This is a genomic window from Bacillus sp. HSf4, assembly GCF_029537375.1.
Classification (GTDB): domain Bacteria; phylum Bacillota; class Bacilli; order Bacillales; family Bacillaceae; genus Bacillus; species Bacillus sonorensis_A.
In genome coordinates, this window is the sequence record NZ_CP120679.1 from 3612450 (window position 1) to 3634274 (window position 21825).

A 21825-nucleotide genomic window follows, 5' to 3' on the forward strand; every position below is an offset into this window, starting at 1 on the left:
GAAAATAGAATTATTTTACATGGTATATATTGTAATCTATCATTACTTATAGTAACCTTGCATAGACCACACCAAAGACGTGTGGAAAATAAGGAGGTTTTAAACATGAAAATTGCTGTCAGACTGCTCGCTTTTCTCAGCCTATTCGGTCTCGTGCTGTTCGGAAGCGTCCAACACAGCGCACAGGCTAAAGAGGGGAACAAGAAGATTTCACATTATCAAGTACTTACTCAAGATGAAGATGGCACACAGACGGCCGTTAGTTTTAACAACAAAATCGCATTTGACCAATATGTCAAACAGCATCCCGTAAAACCGAAACACAAATTTTTCCCGGCAGACCGGATTTACAGTACGCTTTATGAAAACATCAACGGAGGAGGATGGTCCATTCAGGCATATGCCAATGTCATGACCAACCTTGCCGGAAACGCCAATGATGCCGTTTCATCTGTCAGAACCCATCCTCACGGCAATTACACATATGTTTACATCGATGCCAATGGCGGCGGCAATGCCCTTGCGCTCGCCAACACCGGCGGTCTGTATAATCTGCTGGGGCCGGTCGGCGACGGATCGAGAACGTGGAATGATGAAGTGTCTTCCGTCCTGGTCAGATCGAATTGATCTAAAGACGGGCATGTAAAGAAGACCAAGCAGCCAAAATAAAAAAATTGAAATTCGCGGAAAGCGCTGACATTCTTGTCAGTGCTTTTTTTGCCGCCAGCCGTTAGCTCGGCAGAAGACATTCGGCTGCATAAGGCTCTTGAAATCCTCCTTTTCATTTTTTAATATATAAATTCATGTTTTTAAAGAGGAGGGATAGCGATGAACAGAAAACACAACACACCAGTCAAACTGATCATCATGATTTTTATGATCTGCACGTTTTCCATCGGCTTTACGGAATACGTTGTGATGGGCATATTAACCTCTATTTCAAACGATCTCTCTATCCCGATTTCTTCCACCGGCCTTTTGGTCACGGCTTATGCGGGAAGCGTTTGTCTGACGGGGCCGATCGTGACGATCTTATCGGTGAAACTGCCGCGCAAACCGGTATTGCTGGGCTTGATGGGGATTTTTATAATAGCCAATACACTCAGTATATTTGCGCCAAATTTCACCGTTTTATTGATATCCAGAATTTTATCCGCATCCATCCATGGCGCATTTTTTGCGACGACAATGGTATTCGTCAGCGAAATGGTGCCGCCTGAAAAACGCGCTGCCGCCGCAGCCTCCATGAATGGCGGCTTGACCATCGCACTGATGCTGGGCGTTCCTTTCGGTTCTTTTTTGGGCGACCTTTTCAACTGGCGGGTTGTTTTTGCGATGGTCGCATGCCTCGGGTTGATCGGTTTTATCGGCATTCTTATGACCGTGCCGCACAGAAAGCCAAAAGTAGTGCCAAAACTGATCCACGAATGGGGTGTGTTTAAAAATAAACAGGTTCTCTTTTCTTTTGCCATTACGATCTTCGGCTATTCAGGCGTTTTCATCGCGTATACGTTTATCGAACCGATGCTGAGGCACTCAGCCGGCTTTGGGAGCCTTGGGATTACCGCTTCCCTTTTTGCTTATGGCTTTGGCGGTGTCGTCGGCAATTTCTATGCGGGGAAAGTTCCGTTTCATTTATTAACCCGCACGATGATCGGCGTGATGATCGCATTGATGTCGATCCTTGCCGTCTTTCCTTTTGTAACCGGACATCCGGCCGGCGCCATCATCGTTACCTTTTTATTCGGGGCAGGTGCCTTTGGAACGGTGCCGCTGTTGCAAACAAAAGTCGTGGCCGCGTCCGAATACGGAACAACGATTGCCACTTCTGTCAGCATTGCGGCTTTTAATTTGGCCAATGCGCTTGGGGCATGGATCGGCGGACTCATTCTCAATGCGTCCGGCTATTACACATACCTTGCCACAGGCGGTGCGCTGATGACCTTATGCGGCCTGATGCTGACGATGTTTGCTTATGCGTCTGAAAAAAGACAGACGAAAGCGATGTGGGAAACAGAGCGAATGTGACAAAAAAAGCTGCCAGACTCATGATCTGGCAGCTTTTTCATGCTGTTTTGTTGTGTTTGTTTGCCGCGTTTTCAGCACAGCCATCAACATCACCAGACTGACGGCCGCATATGCGATTCCGAAACAGCCAAATACAAAAACCGATGACAGCCTTTCTAAAAAAATCCCCGACAGGACAGGTCCTGCGGCCATACCCGTATATCTGATAAAATTAAACAGCCCCATCGCACTGCCTCTGCTTTCCTCAAATTCGTTCGTCATCATCGTCGAGAACAGCGGCGGGATGAGCCCCATTGTGATGCCGAAAAGGACCAGGGCGACGGACATGAAAACAAGTGAGAACGTATGCGTAAAGCCGAAAAACACGATGCCTCCGGCCGCCGTTAAATTGCCGTACAAAAACAGGCGTCCGAGCTTTACTTTCTTTTGAATCGATTTGAACAGTATGCTGCCGACAATCGTGCTGACCGCTACCGGCAAATAAAGAAGACCGACGATGTTCAGATCAAGGTGATACCTGTCCGTTAATAAAATCGGCAAATAAACGATGATGGAGAAATAAATGAAAAAAATGAAAAAGCTTAAAATGAGAATCGCGTTCCCCGTCCTGTTTTTGAATATGTCCCTGTAGTGTGACAATAGTTTGTTTACGGTCAGGTTCGTCTTCTTTCTTCCGTTCTCCCGCGGAAAGAAAAACGCGTTCGCCAAAAACAAAATGACGGACAGCACGGCCAAAAACCAAAAAATACCCGGATAGTTAAAGCGTTCGCCGATGAAGCCGCCCAGAATCGGCGCCGCTGCGGGCGCTACGGAAAGCAGCATTTGATAAGTACCCATTGCACTGCCCCGCTTCGTTCCTTCAAACAATCGGCCGATCGTCGTGGCTGCGACGAGAGGAAGCGCTGCCGTCCCGACAGCCTGAAGCACCCTGAAGATAAGAAACGAAGTAAAATCCTGAGCGGCGGCACAGCCGATCGTGGCGATGACGGTCAGGATAATGCTTGCGATCACAACAAACCTCGCACCTTTAAAATCGACAAGCGAGCCAAGAATGATCTGCATCACCGCTGTAATGAAAATAAATAGGGAAACGGACAAATTCACCATCGCAACCGAAACGTGAAACGAATCTCTAATCAAAGGAATGATAGGTGAATAAATATTTTGATTTAATGAAGCAAAAAACGCGCTCATACACACTAAATACAAGACAAAAGAAGAATTTAATTTCAAGGGTTTCATTTGAAAACCGCCTGCCTTATTTTGTTTATTCGTGAACAATATGATCTTCTTTCACAACTTTTGTTTACCAGTTAACAAAATTAATTGTAACCTCCCCAATAATAAATGTCAACGATGGGATTTTTAACAATTTTTACGTCTATTTACATACCTTTTATATTTGCGTCCTCTTCAAGCGAAGACACCTTGAATCATGAAGAATCCCGCTTTACATCTAATTACATATGCTCAGTTTCAATGAGGTATATTGCGAATATTTTCATATTTTTGCATAGAATCGTGTTGACACTTGGAAAAGTTAGGGATAAAATGACTATTGTTTACTAGTAAACCTTTATGTTTCACTTGAACAAATGTCCATACCCCCACACTTTCTTCATGACTTACGCCGAAACGAAATCAGCCTATTCCCAGCTCGATCAGCCGTATGACGATGCATCATTGATTTTAAAATCTTATATCCGCTAAGGAGGAAATCAATGACAGAGCTTATGGTTGAGAGCAAGCACAGCTTATTCAAAACAGAGACGCTGTCTCAAAACTGCCATGAAATATTGACGCGCCGCCGCCATGTTTTAATTGGGATCAGCCCTTTTAACAGCCGATTCTCTGACGACTATATATACCGTCTCATCGGCTGGGCGCTCGATGAATTTCAAGATGTTTCCGTCCTTCTGGCGGGTAAGGAAGCCGCCAACCTCCTTGAAGCGCTCGGCACTCCAAAAGGAAAAGCCGAACGAAAGGTGAGAAAAGAGGTCTCCCGAAACAGAAGATTTGCTGAAAGAGCGCTCGTGGCGCACGGCGGAAACCCGGAAGCGATCCATACATTCTCGGATTTTGCAGAACAGACCGCATACATTAGCCTGCGTCAGGAAGTTGAGCACGCCTTTAGCGAGCAGCCGCATTTCCGCCAGGCATGCTTGGACATGTCCCATGCGGCGATCCTTGGACGAGCCCGCGGGACTCAGCTTGCCATTGGAGATGTGAATGACGCCATGCTGAATCTTGCAGTTGAATACGTCATTGCCGAGCTTCCGTTTTTCATCGGCGCTCCGGATATTTTAGGCGTGGAAGAAACACTTCTTGCTTACCACCGGCCCTGGAAGCTGGGTGAACGGATTTCAAGAAATGAATTTGCCGTCAGAATGCGCCCGAATCAAGGGTATCTGATGGTTTCCGAACCGGACGGCAGCATGGAATCTAAAAACATGCAGGAGGAACGAGTATGAATCAATCGCTTAAAACATTCAGCGTGTTGTCTGAACAATACCATGAGGATCCGTACAAATATTTCTCATACCTTCGCGAATCAGATCCCGTGCATTATGAAGAATCGCTTGACAGCTATTTCATCAGCCGATATCAGGATGTCCGCCACGTGCTTCAGAATCAGGACGTCTTTACGACGAAATCGCTCGCCAAACGGGCGGAGCCTGTGATGCGCGGACCTGTACTGGCGCAGATGAAAGGCAAAGAACATGCGGCGAAACGCAGAATTGTGCTGCGCCGTTTTATGGGCAAATCCCTTGATCACCTTACTCCGCTCATCAAAGAGAACGCCGAAAGGCTTTTGGCGCCGCATTTGGACAAAGGGCGGATCGACCTTGTCAACGATTTTGGCAAAACCTTCGCTGTTTGCGTCACAATGGACATTTTAGGTTTGGACAAGACTGATCATAAAACGGTCAGACATTGGCACAGCGGGGTCGCCGATTTCATCACCAGTTTGAATCAGTCGCCGGAAGACCGCAAGCATTCCCTGACTTGCAGCGAACAGCTTGCTGAATATTTGAATCCAATCATCGCGGAAAGGCGCGAAAATCCCGGACAAGATTTAATATCCATTCTCTGTACTTCAGATTACGAAGGTGTGGCCATGTCGGACAGGGATATCCGCGCGCTGATCCTCAACATCCTGCTTGCCGCTACAGAACCGGCTGACAAGACGCTCGCGCTGATGATCTACCATTTGCTGCACCATCCCGAGCAAATGGACGCTGTCCTTTTAGACCGTACACTTTTGCCGAAAGCGATTGCCGAGACATTGCGCTATAAGCCGCCGGTTCAGCTGATACCGCGGCAGTTGTCTCAAGACGCGGAAATCGGCGGTGTCAAACTGAAGGAAGGAACGACTGTATTCTGTATGATCGGCGCCGCCAACCGCGATCCTGAGGCATTTGAACGGCCGGATGAATTCAACATCCACCGCGGCGATCTTGATATCAAAAGCGCATTCAGCGGCGCGGCCCGGCATCTCGCATTTGGTTCAGGCGTCCACAATTGTGTAGGAGCCGGTTTTGCCAAGACGGAAATCGAGATTGTCGCAAACATCGTCCTGGACCATATGCGGAACATTAAGCTGGAGAAAGACTTCGTTTACCGCGAGACAGGTCTGTATACGCGCGGCCCCGTCTCACTTCGAATATTGTTTGATCAAAAACGTTAGCTTATGACAAGGCCTCCCCCTCCCACGGGGAGGCTTTCCCTTCATTTATACTGGCCATCCCGGCAAAACCGCCTCCTCCTTCCATTACCTTTGAGAGTTCATGGCAGGAAATGATTTGATGATTGTCCAGCTTGAAAATGGCGATTAATTCGATCTTCCCGCTGCTTCCATCCTTTTTGGCGACCTCGACCATATATCTCAATGTTGCACTTTGTAGATCCTCATCAAATAAAAATAGCTGAAAAGGTGAAACCGATATCGAACGGGTCACTTCCTTTAATGTCAGCATGTGCTCTGTCAATTCGCCAAGATCCATTTTTTTGCCGTCTGTCACTTGAACATAGCCGCTGCTGAAGTACGCAGGAATCTTTTCAATATTCATTTCTGAAACGATATCTTGATACATTCGGCTTAAAAATTGTTTTGCTTCTTCTCTATTCATCAGAATACCTCTCTCGCTGTCAGATGTGTTTTGCCCATTCATATAAAAAGCGGATGACCGTTTGCAGCTCAGATTCTGAGAACTGCGCAAACAGACTGCTGTAGCGCTGTTTGGCGATTTCATGCATGCGGTCATGGACACGAGCCAGCTTTTTTCCTTCCTCTGTTAATGTGTAATATAATTCTTTGTTGTTGTTTGGTTTTTTGTGCGACTCGATCATGTTGTGCTTCATCAGAACATTGACGGCTTTTGTAATGGCCGCCTTTGACACATGCAATTGTGCGGCAAGTAAAGCATTGTTGACCTGGGTTTCGCTCTCATTGATGATCGAGACGATGTGAAGCTGTGTCAGCGTCCAATTCTTGTGCATCCCTTCATCATTTTGAAAAGCTTCCTTCGCAAGCGTCTGCTGTTCGTGCTGAGCCCGCTTTTCCCTTTTCAGGATAAATTCCTGTACGGCTTGAAATGCCTGTTCATATGTGCTGTTTTCCACTCTTTTCATTTCCTTTCTCTTTATCGTTAACCGGTTAACTATTTTATAGTTTACCAGTTAACAATGTTTTCCGCAAGCATCTTGACAAAAAAAGCATATGATGCGGAGGCATCATATGCTTTCAATTCACGGTTGAAGCGACAACACGAGCCTTTCCGCCCACGACAGAAGCTTTAAGTCTTGTCTCCAACCGGCAATCAATGATAATCCGAGCGGCTCTCCATTTTTGGCGGACAAAGGGATCGTAATCTGCGGCAGCCCGGCCAGTCCGGCTATACATGTCAGCTGAATGGTGCGGGCCCTTCTTTCCTCTAATTCTGATTCCTGCAATCCCCGGAGCGGCGGAGTGCCGGGTGCCGTCGGAATAACAAGCAGGCCGGTGTCTCCGAGCAAATCAGAAAGCCTTCTTTTGATCGCTTCTCTTTTTGTCAACGCGTGTTCATGATCGCTTTTTTTTAGCGTTGCGGCCCATTGAAACCGCTCTGCTATTCCCGGGCCGAACACCGGCTTTTCACGTGTGATCCACTCTCCGTGTTCTTCCCAAATTTCCAAGCCTTGCAACACCCTGAACATCTCTTGCCACTCAGGCAGCCCATGGTCCGCCGCATTGATCCAAGCCATTTCGCCGCCGATCAAATCCTTGGCGTACGCATAGACTTGCGCCAAATCTTGATCTTCAAGCATCCCCCATGCCTCTTTTTCAAAATAAAGTCTGTCAAACCCCTTCCGGACGCTGTTTCCTCCGCCCAGCAGGACGCGGCCTACAGTATGCAAGACGCCGATATCCTTCGCCATCCAGCCAACTGTATCAAAGCTTTTGGCAAGCGGGATCACACCCTCTGTCGATACCGCTCCGTGAGTCGGTCGAAATCCGAAGATGCCGCAGTATGACGCAGGAATCCTGACAGAGCCGCCCGTATCCGTACCGAGGGCAAAATCGGCCAAACCGCTAGCGGCCGCTACGGCAGAACCGCTTGATGAGCCTCCGGGAATCTTCTGTTCGGCTGCTGGATTCACCGGTGTTCCATAGTGGGCATTTTCCCCGTTCAGGCTGTACATCAGTTCATCTGTATGTGTCGCCCCTTTCAGCCTCGCCCCTTCCATAAGCAGAAGGTCGATCACTGCGGCATTTTTTTCAGAAGGACCGTGCGTCCTCAGCCAATCCGGATTTCCCGCGGCATTCGCATGACCTTTTACGGCAAAAACGTCCTTAACCGCAAAAATCGTATTCTTTAAGCTTCCAGCGCTGTTCTCTGGTGCCATTTCAAGCTTCTCATCTATAAATGCATCCCAATGCTTCTCCATCTGACATCCCCCTTCAGCAAGCCTGCTTCAACGATAACCTGCGGCAGACAGTTGAGGAAACAAAATGGTGATAAAATCTTCCATTTTAGATTTTCAGGAAGAAATATTCCATGGCTTTTAAGAGATGCTAGAATGGTCAGCCGATCGTCCGAGCTTCTTTTCTTCTACAAACCGGTCAATAGCCTCCAGCGCCCGCTCGACTCCGCCTGCGTTTTGAAAGCTGTCCTTGATCTTTCGAATGCCCTGTAAATAGGCTTCATTCGCCAATGCTTCATGTACAGCCTTCTTTAAGGTTTCAGCGTTCACTTCATCCTCGCTCAGTGCACAGCCGGCGCCAAGCTCGGTTACACGGCCGGCGACGATGGGCTGGTCTTTGTCGTGCGGAATGACGACGAGCGGCACTTCGAAATGAATCCCTTCATTCACGCTGTTCATTCCACCGTGTGTGATGAAGACGTCGGCAGCTTTCAGCACCTCTAATTGAGGCACATAAGCGGAAATCATAAAATGGTCAGGCGCTTCTTTCAGCTTGCTTTGATCGGTCCTTTCCCCGGCGGCGATGACCACCTTCCCTTGAAAGTCCGAAAATGCATCAATGCACATATTGAAAAAGTCTTCTTTATTGTCCAGAACGGTCCCCATTGAGATATAAAGGACCCGCTCTCCGCGGAGCTCCTCCAACGGGAAGCCGCGGCGTGAACCTTTTCGCTCGGGAAAGCTCGGGCCGACAAAGACGTATTGGCCGCCGTAACGGCTGCTGTCCGGCTGAAAATAGCGGCTTGTATAGACGATGTTTAGCTCGCCGTCATTTCTCATGAATTGTGCCGGACTTTCCGGTTCTACACCGTACTCGTCTTTGATCTCCCTGATGAGAGCTTCAACTTCCGTGTTTCCCTGGGCGGCTTTGATCGGACCGTGGGATTTCATAAATTCTTCGCTGAATAAAAATGAGGCTGACGAAGAAACACCCGGAATCCCCAGGTAGTCGCGCACCAGCTTGCCCGCGCCGAATGTATCATAATAAACAAAATCAAAATCGATCTCTCCCGCCAATTCCTTAGCGGCACGCAAAGTATCCTGCGCGATCCGAATAAAAAGCTTCAGCACTGATTCTTCGCCTTCCAGCATCCCCATCAAATCAGGCTGAAGGTGAACGTTGACACCGAGGGCTTCAAGCCTTTCTTTAAATTTCTCTGTTGTAATATAGTGAACATTGTCACCTCTTTCTGCAAAAGCCTTGGCGATGCCGAGAGTCGGATTCACATGCCCCTCTGCCGGAACATTGATCATTAAAATGTTTGCCATGCTCTCTCACTCCTTTCACTATGTAAAATTTTACAGATTAAAACCAGCTGCTGTCCACCAACTAAAGTCTGAAAGTTGAAGGGCATTTAGAAGGAATGCGGAACGGTTTGTTCATCCGCGGAAACAGGGTAAAATAAATATGAGAGACACAGTTGATTACATTTCACACAAACATAAAGGGAGGAGAATGAAAGTGGACAAAATTCGCACAGGCTTGTTGGGATACGGGTTGTCAGGCTCTGTTTTTCACGCGCCTTTACTTTCGGTATTAGAGGAATTTGCGATCAAAAAAGTGATGACATCAAGAAGAGAACAAGTCGAGCAGGACATTCCGGAGGCGGAAACCGTCCGTTCAATCGAAGAGATCGCCGGTGATCCCGACATTGACCTCGCCATCGTGACAACGCCGAGCGGACTCCATTATGAAATGGCAAAGGAATGCCTTCTCGCCGGCAAGCATGTCGTCCTGGAAAAGCCGATGACGGCCTCGCCTCAGGAAGCGGAAGAACTGATTGCAATAGCTGAAGAAAAAGGCGTCGTCCTCAGCGTATACCACAACAGACGATGGGACAATGACTTTTTGACGATCAAGCAGCTGATCAAGGACGACCGTCTCGGAGAAGTCAACACCTTCCATGCTTATTGGGACCGCTTCCGGCCAAATGTCAGACAGCGCTGGAGAGAGCAGAAAGGACCGGGTTCCGGTGCGCTTTATGATTTGGGCTCGCACCTGATCGATCAGGCTCTGCATTTATTCGGTATGCCGGCCAGCATCACCGCTCAAGTGACAGCTCAACGGGACCATGCGGAAACAGACGACTATTTTCATGTCGTCCTGCATTACGGCAAGCTTCAGGCGGTTTTGCACTCCGGCTCAATCGTTGCGGCAAACGGCCCCCGCTACTTAGTGCACGGGTCAAAAGGCAGCTTTATCAAATACGGAATTGACGGCCAGGAAGATGCGCTGAGAGCAGGAAAACAACCGGCCGGCGATGATTGGGGAAAAGATGCCGCCGAGAATTTCGGAGAGCTGACGGTGATCGACGGGGATGAAGTCAAACAAGAAACCGTTGAGACGCTGAAAGGCTCTTATGTTACCTTTTACAAACAGCTTGCTTCAAGCATCCTTGAAGGCAGCAAACCGCCGGTCTCTGCCGAGGATGGCCTCGCCGTCATCCGGATCATCGAAGCCGCGCAAAAAAGCAGCAACTTGAACAAAACCATTTTCTTCAACGAATAAAGAAAACCGCGGAAATATCTCCGCGGTTTTTTTAAAATCTCCGTCCCAATTCCTTCGCCCGGGCGATCGCATTTTGTTTGATCTCTTCGGCTTTATCCGGCTCTGCATTATGGCCTTCTATAAACAAGCCTTCAAATGACGGCACGCCGAAAAACTGCATCATGACGCTGATATAACGGTGTCCCATTTCCAGTTCTGCCGCAGGTCCTTCTGAATAATAACCGCCTCTCGCCTGAATGTGGAGCGCTTTTTTATCTGTTAACAGTCCGATCGGACCTTCTTCTGTATACTTAAATGTTTTCCCTGCCACAGCGACCGCGTCAAAGTAAGCTTTCATCACCGGCGGAAAAGAGAAATTCCACAGCGGTGTGACGAAGACATATTGATCTTGTGCGATAAATTGTTCGCTCAGCTCGTTCAGACGGCCGACCTTGGCCTTTTCGTCATCGGAAAGCTGATCAAAACCCGAACCTGACTGAAGCTTTCCCCATCCGCTGAAAACATCCGCGTCAATTTGCGGAATGTTTTCCCGATAGAGATCAAGGTGAGTCACTTCATCATCCGGGTGCGCTTCTTTGTAGGAATCAATAAATGCTTTTCCAGCGGCCATGCTGTACGATGCTCTCTCATCATGAGGATGTGCTGTGATATAAAGAGTCTTTGCCATTTTTGCTACCTGCCTTTCGTTTGTTGTTTGTTAGTATGGAAAACAGCGGGACAAATATTCGGGTAGCCGAAAAAAAAGGCATTCCTTTGATAGAATTTGTCCATTGCATCACCGATTTTATTTTATATAATATAACGTTCCAATATTTTACACAAAAAGGAAGTTTTGCGATGCTAAAATGCAAAAATGAATGCAAAAACCTGCCGCGTCTATGGTCTGAATTAGCCTATGCAGGAGAAAAGCGTGTTCCTCAGCCGGTCGATTCGACCGCAGGCTCCTGGCCGACCTTTTTCTTAAAACGGAGTCCATCCGGCGATTTTCTCGATCCGGGCGGATGTCCGATCGCTTTTGACATCCGTCACCCCGATACGATCGATTTTGAAGGTGAAGAGCTTGACAATGTGAGGCAAATCTTGCGAAACCTCACCCCTGAACAGATCACGATCGCCGAGTATTGGGGATCAGGTCCGGCCACAAAGCAATGGACGCCGATCATCGACCGTCTCATTGATACGTACGGCTTAACGCCGGCGAGAGCGGCCAGGCTGCTCGCGAATGTCCATGCGGCCATCAATGATACATTTGTTGTCGTCTGGTACTTCAAATATCTTTGGGAGATTCCGCGGCCGAATCAGTTTGATCAAAGCTTACGGACCATCATTTGCACACCGAAGTTTCCTTCATACCCTTCAGGCCATGCCGGTATTTCCGGATGTGCGGAAGTCGTCTTAAGCTATTACTTCCCGACGGAAGCGGAAAGATTGCGAGAGCTCGCCGAGGAAAACGCGATGTCAAGGGTATACGGCGGGGTACATTACAATGTAAACGGTGAAGGCGGCCTCAGACTTGGAAGGCAAATTGGCCGGATCATCGTCAATGAACTGAAAAGTCAGCGCGATTCGGACATGGTCAGAATCGATATACCGGAATTGGAAGACCGCGACGCTGATCTCCCTCCGCCGCCTTACAGACAGGTGATTCCTTTTCCAAGAGGCCGGGAATGCAGTTCACTGCTTGATCCAAGAGAGGATCCGTCCGCAAGGTAAAAAAGAAGGGATAAAAGATCTGCTCTTTTATCCCTTTGCTGTATGTTCTTCCTCTTTTAACTTTTCAAGTCTCATCCGGACGTCTTCATCAGACAGCCCATGTTCTTTTACATACAGATTTCGCGGATGGACCCGGCATTCATGTGTGCAGCCGCGCAAATAGCGGTGCTCATTTTCTTCTGAGCAGATAATCTGCTTGTTGCATTCCGGATTGGCACAGTTGACATAGCGCTCGCAAGGTTCTCCGGTAAAGTAGTCCCGTCCGACCACGACGTGTTCCTTTTGATTGACCGGAACGCTGATCCTTTCATCGAAGACATAGCATTTGCCGTCCCACAGCTCTCCTTGAACCTCAGGATCTTTTCCATAAGTTACGATCCCCCCGTGCAATTGGGAAACATCTTCAAAGCCTTCTTTTTTCAGCCAGCCGGAAAATTTCTCACAGCGGATTCCGCCCGTGCAGTAGGTCAAAATTTTCTTGCCTTCGAGCTTTTCTTTGTTATCACGGATCCATTCAGGCAAATCGCGGAATGCTTTAATGTCGGGTCTGACCGCCCCGCGAAAATGGCCTAAGTCATATTCATAGTCATTTCGGGCGTCGACGACGACCGTGTCTTCATTCTGCATCGCTTCATAAAATTCCTTTGGCTCGAGGTATTTCCCCGTTAATTCATTCGGGTCAATATCATCTTCAAGGCGCAGTGTCACAAGCTCATCTCGATGGCGGACATGCATTTTTTTGAAAGCGTGCTGATCGGCTTCATCCACTTTAAAGACCATATCTGCAAAGCGCGGATCGTTGTTCATGGCATTCATATATTCCTCTGTCTGCTCAACCGTTCCCGATACGGTGCCATTTATTCCTTCTTCTGCGACAAGGATGCGACCTTTTAATCCCAGGCTTTTGCAGAACTCAAGGTGTTCTTGTGCAAACCGCTCGGGATCTTCGATATGAACATATTTATAGTACAACAATACTCGGTATTGATTTTTCATGATATCTTACCACCTATCTGATCCATGTTTTTATAAGATAAAAAATGGAACCCTCATCCATTTACATTGTTAAACCTTCAGTCATATGAAAACAAATCATCACCATGATTTCAATGAAAGCAGCTTGGACATTCCATTAATCAAATGTTAAAAATTTTATCACTTCCGACCGCTTAACGCAAGCAAAACAGCTCAGATTAAAGGACTTTCAGCAATTCCGCGATAAACTCCCAAAAACCAGGCACCTCTTGACCTAAAAGCATCTCCGCTTTTTCGCAAATCTTCATCTTCAGCTCCTGCTCAAGATCTTCCCTCTCTTGATAGGATGTGTTGTTTAACTTGCTTTTGATCATCGGTGTGAAGTTTTCCAGCAATTTTTCAATATCTTTTTCATCGTGCAGACTCACTGTTATCATTCCCCTCTGCCTTAGAATTCAGCAGCATTCTTATTTTTTCGATCGCCCTCTTATGAATTCTCGAAATATTTTGCCTCGATTCTCCCAAGGAGTCAGCAATTTCCTGCATGGATTTCCCGTGAAGATAAACTTGCGCCAGCACTTGTTTCTGCTTGTCCGTCAATTGTAAAAACGCCTCGTAAAGCAACCGGTCCTGCAGATGCTCGCTTAAATCCTCTTCGTGTTCCAAAACGTCATCTAACAGGTCCCCGTGGGGCGGCTCAGGCAAGGTTGGACTGTCGTCGATCATCAGCGGAAAGCGTTCTCGGTTTTTCCGGACTCTTTTATCAAAGTCAACGGAGAAAATCCGGATCATCGAGTTGATGTATTTGATCATGCGGATGTTTTTGTAAAACCGTTTAAATTCACGATCGAGACATTCTGCCTCTTTTGAATCCGGATGGTCCAATACGTGGTTGAAAAGCCGTTCATACCGGGGGTTGCTCAAAAAATGCTTCACAAGCGGATGCCTTGTGATCTCCTTGATTTTCGAACGCAGTAACGTTTGATCAATCATAAAAACCGCCTCCTATTTATTTAGATGAAAGAAATGAAAAAAAAGTAAACTCATCTCCTCTATTAACATGCAAACATAAGTTCCCATCCAGAGAAAATAGTTCTTTGCTTACATTTTTCAAACTTTCGTCACTTCATAAGATAGGAGGTGGTATATATGGACAGCACATTCATTGAGGAAGCAGCGAAGCAAATCGGCAATGTCGGCTTTCCCGCTGTATTGGCAATTTACCTGCTCACGCGTTTTGAAAAGAAGATCGATGAACTGATCGAATTGATCAAAGAAAAAAATGACACCGAGGATTGACATCGGCCTCACTTTTTTCACTTAACATGACAGAAGGGGAAAACGAAAGGCCTTTCAGCTCTCCTTTACATTTTAGAAAGAGGGGATATCACATGGAAAAAAACAAACAAATTCCGCAGCCGATCAGAGGAGAAGAAGGAGCGGAAACGAAAATTCCGCACAACGTTGAGCGCGACCGGCAAAATCCGGACATGCTCGTGCCGCCTGAAACCGACCACGGAACAGTACCAAACATGAAATTTTCATTTTCCGATGTCCATAACCGTCTCGAAAAGGGCGGATACGCACGGGAAGTCACCGTCCGCGAGCTGCCGATCTCCGATAATATCGCGTCTGTCAACATGAGGCTGAAACCGGGTGCCATCAGAGAACTGCACTGGCATAAGGAAGCCGAATGGGCTTATGTAATTTATGGATCAGCAAGAATTACAGCTGTCGACCAGGACGGCAGAAACTTTATTGATGATGTGAAGGCGGGCGATTTATGGTATTTTCCGTCCGGGATTCCGCATTCGCTTCAAGGCCTTGAAGACGGCTGTGAATTCCTGCTCGTCTTCGATGACGGCTCCTTCTCTGAAAACAGCACCTTCCAGGTGACAGATTGGCTCGCCCATACACCAGATGATGTCATTGCCGCAAACTTCGGCATCTCTAAAGACGTCGTCGCATCACTTCCGCCTGAGGAAAAATATATTTTCCAAAAAGCGGTTCCGGGCTCGCTTGAGAAAGACAAGGTTGAAAGCCCGAACGGAACGGTTCCGGAATCTTTCAGCTACAAATTGCTTGAACAGGAACCGATCGTCTCAAGCGGCGGCAAAGTACGGATTGCCGATTCCACCAATTTTAAAGCGTCGAAAACGATCGCCTCGGCGTTGGTGGAAGTCGAACCCGGAGGCGTCCGGGAGCTGCACTGGCATCCGAATACAGACGAGTGGCAGTACTATATTTCCGGCAAAGCGAAAATGACGGTTTTCGCGGCTGACGGACATGCCAGAACATTTAATTATCAGGCCGGTGATGTCGGCTATGTGCCGTTTGCGATGGGGCACTATATCCAAAATACAGGAGACGAACCGCTTCGCTTCCTGGAAATCTTTAAAGACGACCATTATGCTGACATTTCTTTAAACCAGTGGCTTGCCCTCGTACCAGAAGAGCTTGTCCGCCAGCATCTTGACGTTGGCAGCGAGTTTACAAAAATGCTCTCTAAAGAAAAGCATCCGGTCGTGAAATTTGCTAAGAAATAACCAGCCAGGCTTGCAGGAGACATATCCTGCAAGCCTACGGCTGTGTGTACATATCGTAAAGGAGCTGTGTCATGAAACATTTCGTTATTTGCTGCTTATCGGTTATATTCGTTTATTTCGCCCACTTTCTCGGGATCTCGATTCTGTTTCATCTGTCGGGCGCATTTTACCAAACGGTCGGGTCCCTGCTAATGTTTACCCTTTTTTATATCGTGCTGACCTTCGTCATGGAACCGGCCGAAAAGCTGCTCATCCAGAGCATTCAATTATTGCGCTTCAATCGAAGGATCACGTTTTTTGCCGCCGAAATGATCACAATCGGCTGTTTATGGGCCGCCATTTATACAGCGGACGAATTGCTGGACGACGTTCTGCTGACGACTTCGGCGGAAATCATGATTGCCGTTTCCTTTTTTACAATCGATAAAATCCTTTATCCGCGGCAGAGGTCCGGTTCGCTCTCATATTGACGATCCATTCTAAACCGCATGATAAAGTTTTCTTCATCGCAGGAATCAATATTCTGACAAACTTTATCATTTGCATGAATGTTATAAACTGAATATACAGTGATGAAAAGGAGGTTTTCGTTGATGGAAACAATTCGTTTCAGACAGGACATGTCGATGAAAGAAATCGGCGAACAAGTGCAAAGCTATGTGGATGCCCATTGGAAACAAACGCTTGAAGATCATCGGGACGAATTCTTAAAAGCGTTTCCCGAATTGGAGGATGCGACTTACGGACTTTACTTGGATAAACTGCTTCCGCCTGTATTTGCAAGTCTCAAACAGTCCGGCTTTACAATGATTCAAACCGCGAAAAAAGGCGATTTTTTCATTGGGAAAGGACTGAATTTCAGACAATCCATGGAAAAATGGGGAGCTGAAAACTGCCGCTCCAGAGTGTTTTGGACGGTCATCGGTGATCAGCAACAACATCCGGTCGGCACGCTGCTGTTTGATTTCTATCACTCCCATGCCGGATTTGATGTACCTCTCGCCCCGAAGATTGACACATTAGAAGAAACGGCCAGAGAACCGATTGTCGCAGCCATCAAACAGATCAAACAGACCTAATGTCCAAAATGAAAAAATATGTTATATTGAGGAAAATGGAGCATATTTTCAGGAGGGGAAAGGTTTGAGAATCATTTTATCAATATTTGCCGCCGTGTTAGCGGGTCAAGTAATACTCGCAATCTTAAACAAAGAATGGCTTGCTTCTGTTTTCTTCCTCAAATTCCTTTTGTCGTTCGCTGCTGTATGTGCTTTGGTTTTCATTTTTAGAAAGCTCGTCAAATATAAGCTGTAGCCGCCGGGTCATCCGGCGTTTTTTTGTGTACAAAAATATCACTGCAACCAAAAGAATGGGAAATCCGTTATATATAAGACAAAATAATCAATTTAAGGAGAAGCATAATGAGAATATTGGAAATATTATTAACTCTCTCCGCTTTTCTGCTGTTCTTTCAGCAAAAGATGCCGAAAAAATGGGCGTTTCCACCCGCCGTGGCCAGCATCGGTCTCTTAGCCGGACAGCTCGTTTTCGAAGGCTATAGATGGCAAATGGTGTTTGTTTATTTGATTGCCCTTTTCCTCTCGCTCACTGTGTTTTTTGGTAAAAAGCTGCGCATGAGCATGTGGAAGCCGTTAAGATACGGTTTGTCTTTTCTCATGTTCGCCCTGCTGCTCCTCTCTGTCTTTCTGGCTGTTTATCTCCCTGTGTTTCACCTGCCGAAGCCTGACGGCGCATATGCGGTTGGGACGAAAACATTTCATTTGGTCGATCAGAACAGAGATGAAGTGCTGACGAAAGATCCCGATGACAAAAGAGAGCTGATGATTCAGGTCTGGTATCCGGCACAACAGCAGAATGGCGAAAAGCTACAGCCCCTCTTCCCTGAAGATCGTTTTTTCGATCAGTATATCGGAAATTTCGCTGAGCAATTACACGTGCCTGCATTTGCTTTGGACTATTGGCGCTACATTCGAACCAACTCATATGAAAATGCTGAAATCTCCTCATCGGAAAATCGTTATCCGGTTGTCGTGATCAGCCACGGATTCGGAACAAGCCGGCTGCTGCACGCTTCACAAGCCGAGAATCTGGCCAGCCACGGATTTATCGCAGTCGCGATTGATCATACATACAGCACGATGGCGACCGCTTTTCCCGACGGACGGGTCACAGGCTTAACAACGGAACAATACATGAACGGTGTTTCCGAGAACAGCGCAAAGCTCGGAAACATTTGGACGCAGGACGCCGAATTTGTCATCGATCAGTTAAAGAACTTGAACGGCAGAAGCTTCAAAGGAAAAATCGATCTCGACAACATCGGCATGATGGGACATTCATTTGGCGGAGCCACCGCTTTTAACACCGCTTATTCGAATCAAAACATTAAAGCCGGAATCAATATGGACGGGTCGCTTTACAATATAGGCGATAAACAAGCCATTTCAAAACCGTTTTTGTTTATGGAATCAAGCAGTTTTATCACGATAAGGAACAAGGCTCTGAGCGGCAATATATCCGAGGAAGAAATCAAAAATTCGGGGTTAACGAAAGAAGCGTTTCACAACATGATTGAGGAAAGAAAAAAGGAATACAGCATCATCGACAACGCATCAATGGTATATATAAAAGGAACGGAGCATTACAATTTCACCGACTTTCAGCTATTTTCAAAGGTTTTGAAATGGATCGGCATGACGGGAGAAATCGATGGCGGACGAGGCGCAGACATCGTCAATCAGTATGTTTTGGATTTTTTTAATAAGCATTTAAAAGGAGTCGGCGGGGATTTGCTCAAGAAGCCGAATCCGTCATATCCGGAGGTGAAGTTTCCGAAAAAATAAACCTAAATTTACGGGATAGGCGCCGCCAGTGAAAGCGGCACCTTCTCTCATTAACATCAATGCCCTGATTGCCTGCTCCTATCTTCAACGCAATGGCTGCATCAGATTCAGTCGTATAACCAGAACCTGTTTAGCCCGAATAACAGGTTTCGGCTCCGCTTCATACGTAGTGTCGTGAAAGTTAGCGGAGGTCAGCTACAAATGTTGTCACGCTTTGAGCTGGAAGATGAGCCCAAAAATGATTGCCTGTTACATTGAGATTCGTTCCAGGCTGAAGATTGGTGCTGCTGCTCGTTATCCATCTGGAAACCTGTGAAACAGCGCCATTCTGCAGAACAAAGTTTTGATTGACCCCTGAGTTGTTTTTGTTAATGGCAACAATAACGACTTTGTTGTTACCTTTATAGGCAGATACGTAAACGTTTGTATCAGGGTTCTTCGTTGCATCAACCCTTACATAGCCGGGGCGAACAAATTTTGAGAAATGAGCCATATTGTAACCGCGTTTGCTGATCGTGCCGTCCTCTTTCATAGGACCGTATGATCTGCGGATGTACCACCAAACATAGGCTTGAAAATCCCCCTCTACCATCGCATTGTGAATATGGTAGGAGACATCCAATGCCTCTGGCCAGCGATCCGCAGAGTTGTTGTCACTGTTCGGATAGTATACTTCCGTCATCCAAAGATCTTTTCCCGCGCCTTTTTGTTTGAACAGAGGATAAGCGAAATTGCTAAGCTGTGTACCATAAAGATGTGCGCCAAGAATATCCATATTGGCAAGCGCCTGCGGATCGTTCAAAATCGGGTCCGACATATTTTTCAAGTATTGAAATGACTCAGGCGCGATGACACGGGTATTAATCGAGCCGGCATTTTCTCTCATAAAGCGGAGCATTTCTTGCGGCGTCCACCACGTCCAATCATGTGCGTAATCGGGCTCGTTTTGTACGGAAATCGCATACAGATTCACACCATGATTCTTCATATAGGTAACGAAATCGTTAAGATGCTGCGCGTATGCGGCATACTTATCGTATCTCAGCCGTTTAGCGGATGTGTCACCATTACGATTGAAGGTCTCAACCATATCGCTTGGAGGATTCCAGGGGGAAGCAAAAACGATTGCTCCATGTTGAATCGCACTCTTTGCCGTCTCCACTTCTCTGTGCCAATTATTTCTGTTTTCATCCACATGAATTCTTAAGATTGAAAATCCTAACTGATTCCCTCCATTACCAAAAGCGGTTTCTCTTTGAGCTGCTGTCAGATCCCCAATCCAAGCCGGGTGGTTCATTCCTCCAAAACCGCGAATCACTTGTTTTTCTGCTGATAAATTAACTTTCGCGTCACTGGCTGCTAAAACTTCAGCAGCGGCCGGCCCGGTTAACATGAGCGACAGCATCGTTACATATGCCAACAATACACAAATACATTTTTTCACACGCTTTCATCCTCTCATAAACAACATATTCTCCATAAAACGATGTCTTTTGAAACTTCGTTTTCGGTTGCGGTATATGACTCTTTCACTGCAGCCGAAAGTTTTTCTCACCTCTGAAACCGCCTTTTTGCCGGCACCGGTGCTAATTTTGTGTAAACTGCCAGTAATCAAAATTAAACAAGTTGCCTGAACTGTTTCCGGTAAATACAAAGTAGACGTTGTGAACACCGGTCGCGCCGCTTACAGCAGTTTCGACTTCTCTCCAGGTTTGCGTTCCTCCTGTTGAAGGTACATTCAGCGTTCCCACAAGCTTTCCGGTCACACTGTCAAGACGCACTTCAATTTCCCCGCCTACAGCGGATGCCACATTTGCTTTAAACGTCCTGGCTCCGCGCGCGCCGAAGTCGGCATTTCCTACAGCGATCCAGTCTCCGTTATGAATGCTTGTGATGTTTTGATTATTTACCGGCCCACCAGATGCTGAAGATTTCTCTGCCAAAATGCGTCCATTCCAGGCAAACGTTTCAGCTTCTATCCGGTTATATGGATTCAGATTGGCAAGCTGTCCTACACCTTTATAATTTGCTGCAACCTCTTGAATGGACCCATCCAGATTATGCACCAGCTTATTAATATGGGGAGAACGGTATCCTTTGCCGGCTCCGAACAAAGCGAAACTGACAGTTTGAGCATGGTACACCACATACCACTCATTTTTAAAATTGAAAACTGCATGATGGTTGTTACCCCCGGCTCCAAAGTATGCACCCGGATTTTTCAGAAAATGCCCTTGATACGTAAAAGGACCCATTGGGCTTGAGCTGGTCATGTAACCGATTTCACCCGGCGGTATATCGGCCGGGTGCGCACCGCTGAAATTGATGCAATAGGAATAGTAATATTTCCCGTTATACTTATGCATTCCCGAGTCTTCAAACATGAAAGGCGCATCAATCACAGACGCGCTTCCAACAACGCTGGTCATATCGGCCCCCAATTTGATGACTCGTGCTGTTTTAGGATTTGCCCATTGATCCTGTGTTGGATTTGAACCGCCAGGGATGCCTCCGCCGGCATACAGATAACCTTGGCTATCGTCATCTACGAACACTGCCGGATCAAAAAGCCAAACAACGCCGTTCATTCCTGGTGTACTCGTTGTAACCAACGCTTTTCCGATCGGATCTGTCCACGGCCCGGTCGGGCTGTCTGCGGTGAGAACCCCGATGCCTCCGCCGCCGTTTGCAAAGTAAAGGAAGAATTTATCCTTACCATTTATCTTTTTAACTGCGACTGACGGGGCCCAGGACGCGCCTGCCCATTTCGCAATCCCCCGGCCTCCATTGATGCCATTGGCACCCGCTACCGGAATGGCTCCGTGGTCTGTCCAATTCACCATATCCGCTGAAGATATGACGAACACTTTGTTCAAATTGGCGAATGAATTATCCTTAATCGTTCCGTCGCTGTTATATTCATAATCATCACTGGACATATAGATGTAGACTCTTCCGTTATAGGTCAGCACAAAGGGATCCGCTCCTAAATGATGGTCTATTAGCGGATTTGAATTTCCTACATGCTTTGCAATGGTAGTGCTGGCAGCAAGTGCAGACTTCCCAGGTATACAGCTTATGAATAGCGCCAGAACCAATAAACATGCACTGCACTTCATTTTCATAACCAACATCCTCCTTTTATCTATAAAATCAGGTGAGTTGCTGATTTTTCCGGCGGCAGCCCCTGTCTTTGGAAAGTGTGATCCGGATTTGGGGCGATTTC

Annotated in this window: 22 protein-coding genes; 11 read left to right on the top strand and 11 right to left on the bottom strand. The window is 46.9% G+C overall.

Features of this window, described 5'->3' with window-relative positions:
- The first annotated feature begins 105 nt into the window (after positions 1 to 105).
- Both P3X63_RS18750 and P3X63_RS18755 read left to right on the top strand, forming a co-directional pair.
- The gene (locus tag P3X63_RS18750) at positions 106 to 627 is read left to right on the top strand and encodes a hypothetical protein (protein ID WP_026588778.1); all 522 of its coding nucleotides are present in this window, start codon (positions 106 to 108) and stop codon (positions 625 to 627) included.
- Positions 628 to 828: 201 nt separating this feature from the next.
- Positions 829 to 2028, top strand: coding sequence for an MFS transporter (locus tag P3X63_RS18755; protein WP_277691664.1), 1200 nt, complete (start codon positions 829 to 831; stop codon positions 2026 to 2028).
- An 18-nt stretch (positions 2029 to 2046) separates the two neighbouring features.
- Here the strand turns inward: P3X63_RS18755 and P3X63_RS18760 are convergent, their stop codons facing one another.
- Complete coding sequence (locus P3X63_RS18760) at positions 2047 to 3270, bottom strand: MFS transporter (protein ID WP_026588780.1); 1224 nt, start codon at positions 3268 to 3270, stop codon at positions 2047 to 2049.
- A 479-nt stretch (positions 3271 to 3749) separates the two neighbouring features.
- Between P3X63_RS18760 and P3X63_RS18765 the strand changes: the two genes are divergently transcribed.
- Together P3X63_RS18765 and cypX are read left to right on the top strand one after the other, a co-directional pair.
- Entirely contained in the window at positions 3750 to 4499 is a 750-nt protein-coding gene (locus P3X63_RS18765; protein ID WP_277691665.1) for a tRNA-dependent cyclodipeptide synthase, read from the top strand.
- A complete protein-coding gene (cypX, locus tag P3X63_RS18770; protein ID WP_026588782.1) occupies positions 4496 to 5716 on the top strand; it encodes a pulcherriminic acid synthase in 1221 nt (406 codons plus the stop codon). Before P3X63_RS18765 ends, cypX begins: the two co-directional genes overlap by 4 nt.
- Before the next feature lies 1 nt (position 5717).
- Here the strand turns inward: cypX and P3X63_RS18775 are convergent, their stop codons facing one another.
- The 4 genes from P3X63_RS18775 to P3X63_RS18790 form a co-directional block, all read right to left on the bottom strand.
- The gene (locus P3X63_RS18775; protein WP_026588783.1) at positions 5718 to 6158 is read right to left on the bottom strand and encodes a hypothetical protein; all 441 of its coding nucleotides are present in this window, start codon (positions 6156 to 6158) and stop codon (positions 5718 to 5720) included.
- 19 nt (positions 6159 to 6177) lie between these two features.
- On the bottom strand, positions 6178 to 6660 hold the full coding sequence (locus P3X63_RS18780) for a MarR family transcriptional regulator (RefSeq protein WP_372708720.1): 483 nt from the start codon (positions 6658 to 6660) through the stop codon (positions 6178 to 6180).
- 117 nt (positions 6661 to 6777) lie between these two features.
- A complete protein-coding gene (locus tag P3X63_RS18785) occupies positions 6778 to 7956 on the bottom strand; it encodes an amidase (protein WP_277691666.1) in 1179 nt (392 codons plus the stop codon).
- Between the two features lie 117 nt (positions 7957 to 8073).
- A complete protein-coding gene (locus P3X63_RS18790) occupies positions 8074 to 9261 on the bottom strand; it encodes a macrolide family glycosyltransferase (protein ID WP_026588786.1) in 1188 nt (395 codons plus the stop codon).
- Between the two features lie 187 nt (positions 9262 to 9448).
- Between P3X63_RS18790 and P3X63_RS18795 the strand changes: the two genes are divergently transcribed.
- Complete coding sequence (locus tag P3X63_RS18795; protein ID WP_277691667.1) at positions 9449 to 10501, top strand: oxidoreductase; 1053 nt, start codon at positions 9449 to 9451, stop codon at positions 10499 to 10501.
- Between the two features lie 31 nt (positions 10502 to 10532).
- Here the strand turns inward: P3X63_RS18795 and P3X63_RS18800 are convergent, their stop codons facing one another.
- A complete protein-coding gene (locus P3X63_RS18800; protein WP_277691668.1) occupies positions 10533 to 11168 on the bottom strand; it encodes an FMN-dependent NADH-azoreductase in 636 nt (211 codons plus the stop codon).
- A 170-nt stretch (positions 11169 to 11338) separates the two neighbouring features.
- Here P3X63_RS18800 and P3X63_RS18805 point away from each other — a divergent pair, with 170 nt between their 5' ends.
- Positions 11339 to 12214, top strand: coding sequence for a vanadium-dependent haloperoxidase (locus tag P3X63_RS18805; RefSeq protein WP_051290453.1), 876 nt, complete (start codon positions 11339 to 11341; stop codon positions 12212 to 12214).
- A 27-nt stretch (positions 12215 to 12241) separates the two neighbouring features.
- Here P3X63_RS18805 and trhO read toward each other — a convergent pair whose 3' ends face one another.
- The 3 genes from trhO to P3X63_RS18820 all read right to left on the bottom strand — a co-directional run bounded on the left by trhO (position 12242) and on the right by P3X63_RS18820 (position 14182).
- Positions 12242 to 13210, bottom strand: a complete 969-nt coding sequence (gene trhO, locus P3X63_RS18810) for an oxygen-dependent tRNA uridine(34) hydroxylase TrhO (protein ID WP_277691669.1) — start codon at positions 13208 to 13210, stop codon at positions 12242 to 12244.
- 197 nt (positions 13211 to 13407) lie between these two features.
- Positions 13408 to 13617, bottom strand: coding sequence for a sigma-O factor regulator RsoA (gene rsoA, locus P3X63_RS18815; RefSeq protein WP_026588790.1), 210 nt, complete (start codon positions 13615 to 13617; stop codon positions 13408 to 13410).
- On the bottom strand, positions 13601 to 14182 hold the full coding sequence (locus tag P3X63_RS18820; protein ID WP_026588791.1) for a sigma-70 family RNA polymerase sigma factor: 582 nt from the start codon (positions 14180 to 14182) through the stop codon (positions 13601 to 13603). Before P3X63_RS18820 ends, rsoA begins: the two co-directional genes overlap by 17 nt.
- Before the next feature lie 156 nt (positions 14183 to 14338).
- On the opposite strand from P3X63_RS18820, the gene P3X63_RS18825 reads away from it, so the two are divergent.
- The 5 genes from P3X63_RS18825 (at position 14339) to P3X63_RS18845 (ending at position 18599) form a co-directional block, all read left to right on the top strand.
- Positions 14339 to 14488, top strand: a complete 150-nt coding sequence (locus P3X63_RS18825; RefSeq protein WP_077735585.1) for a YvrJ family protein — start codon at positions 14339 to 14341, stop codon at positions 14486 to 14488.
- A gap of 92 nt (positions 14489 to 14580) precedes the next feature.
- Entirely contained in the window at positions 14581 to 15735 is a 1155-nt protein-coding gene (locus P3X63_RS18830; protein ID WP_026588792.1) for an oxalate decarboxylase family bicupin, read from the top strand.
- A 71-nt stretch (positions 15736 to 15806) separates the two neighbouring features.
- Positions 15807 to 16205: a YrvL family regulatory protein gene (locus P3X63_RS18835; protein WP_026588793.1), complete on the top strand. Its 399-nt coding sequence runs from the start codon at positions 15807 to 15809 to the stop codon at positions 16203 to 16205.
- 123 nt (positions 16206 to 16328) lie between these two features.
- Positions 16329 to 16814 (top strand): DUF6022 family protein, encoded by a 486-nt coding sequence (locus tag P3X63_RS18840; protein ID WP_277691670.1) that lies wholly within the window; start codon positions 16329 to 16331, stop codon positions 16812 to 16814.
- A 342-nt stretch (positions 16815 to 17156) separates the two neighbouring features.
- Positions 17157 to 18599: an alpha/beta hydrolase family protein gene (locus tag P3X63_RS18845; protein ID WP_277691671.1), complete on the top strand. Its 1443-nt coding sequence runs from the start codon at positions 17157 to 17159 to the stop codon at positions 18597 to 18599.
- 181 nt (positions 18600 to 18780) lie between these two features.
- Here the strand turns inward: P3X63_RS18845 and xynC are convergent, their stop codons facing one another.
- Together xynC and P3X63_RS18855 are read right to left on the bottom strand one after the other, a co-directional pair.
- Entirely contained in the window at positions 18781 to 20004 is a 1224-nt protein-coding gene (gene xynC, locus P3X63_RS18850; RefSeq protein ID WP_051290454.1) for a glucuronoarabinoxylan endo-1,4-beta-xylanase XynC, read from the bottom strand.
- A 181-nt stretch (positions 20005 to 20185) separates the two neighbouring features.
- Positions 20186 to 21724 carry a glycoside hydrolase family 43 protein gene (locus P3X63_RS18855; protein ID WP_026588797.1) on the bottom strand — a complete coding sequence of 513 codons (1539 nt, stop codon included), beginning with the start codon at positions 21722 to 21724 and terminating at the stop codon, positions 20186 to 20188.
- Positions 21725 to 21825 lie beyond the last annotated feature (101 nt).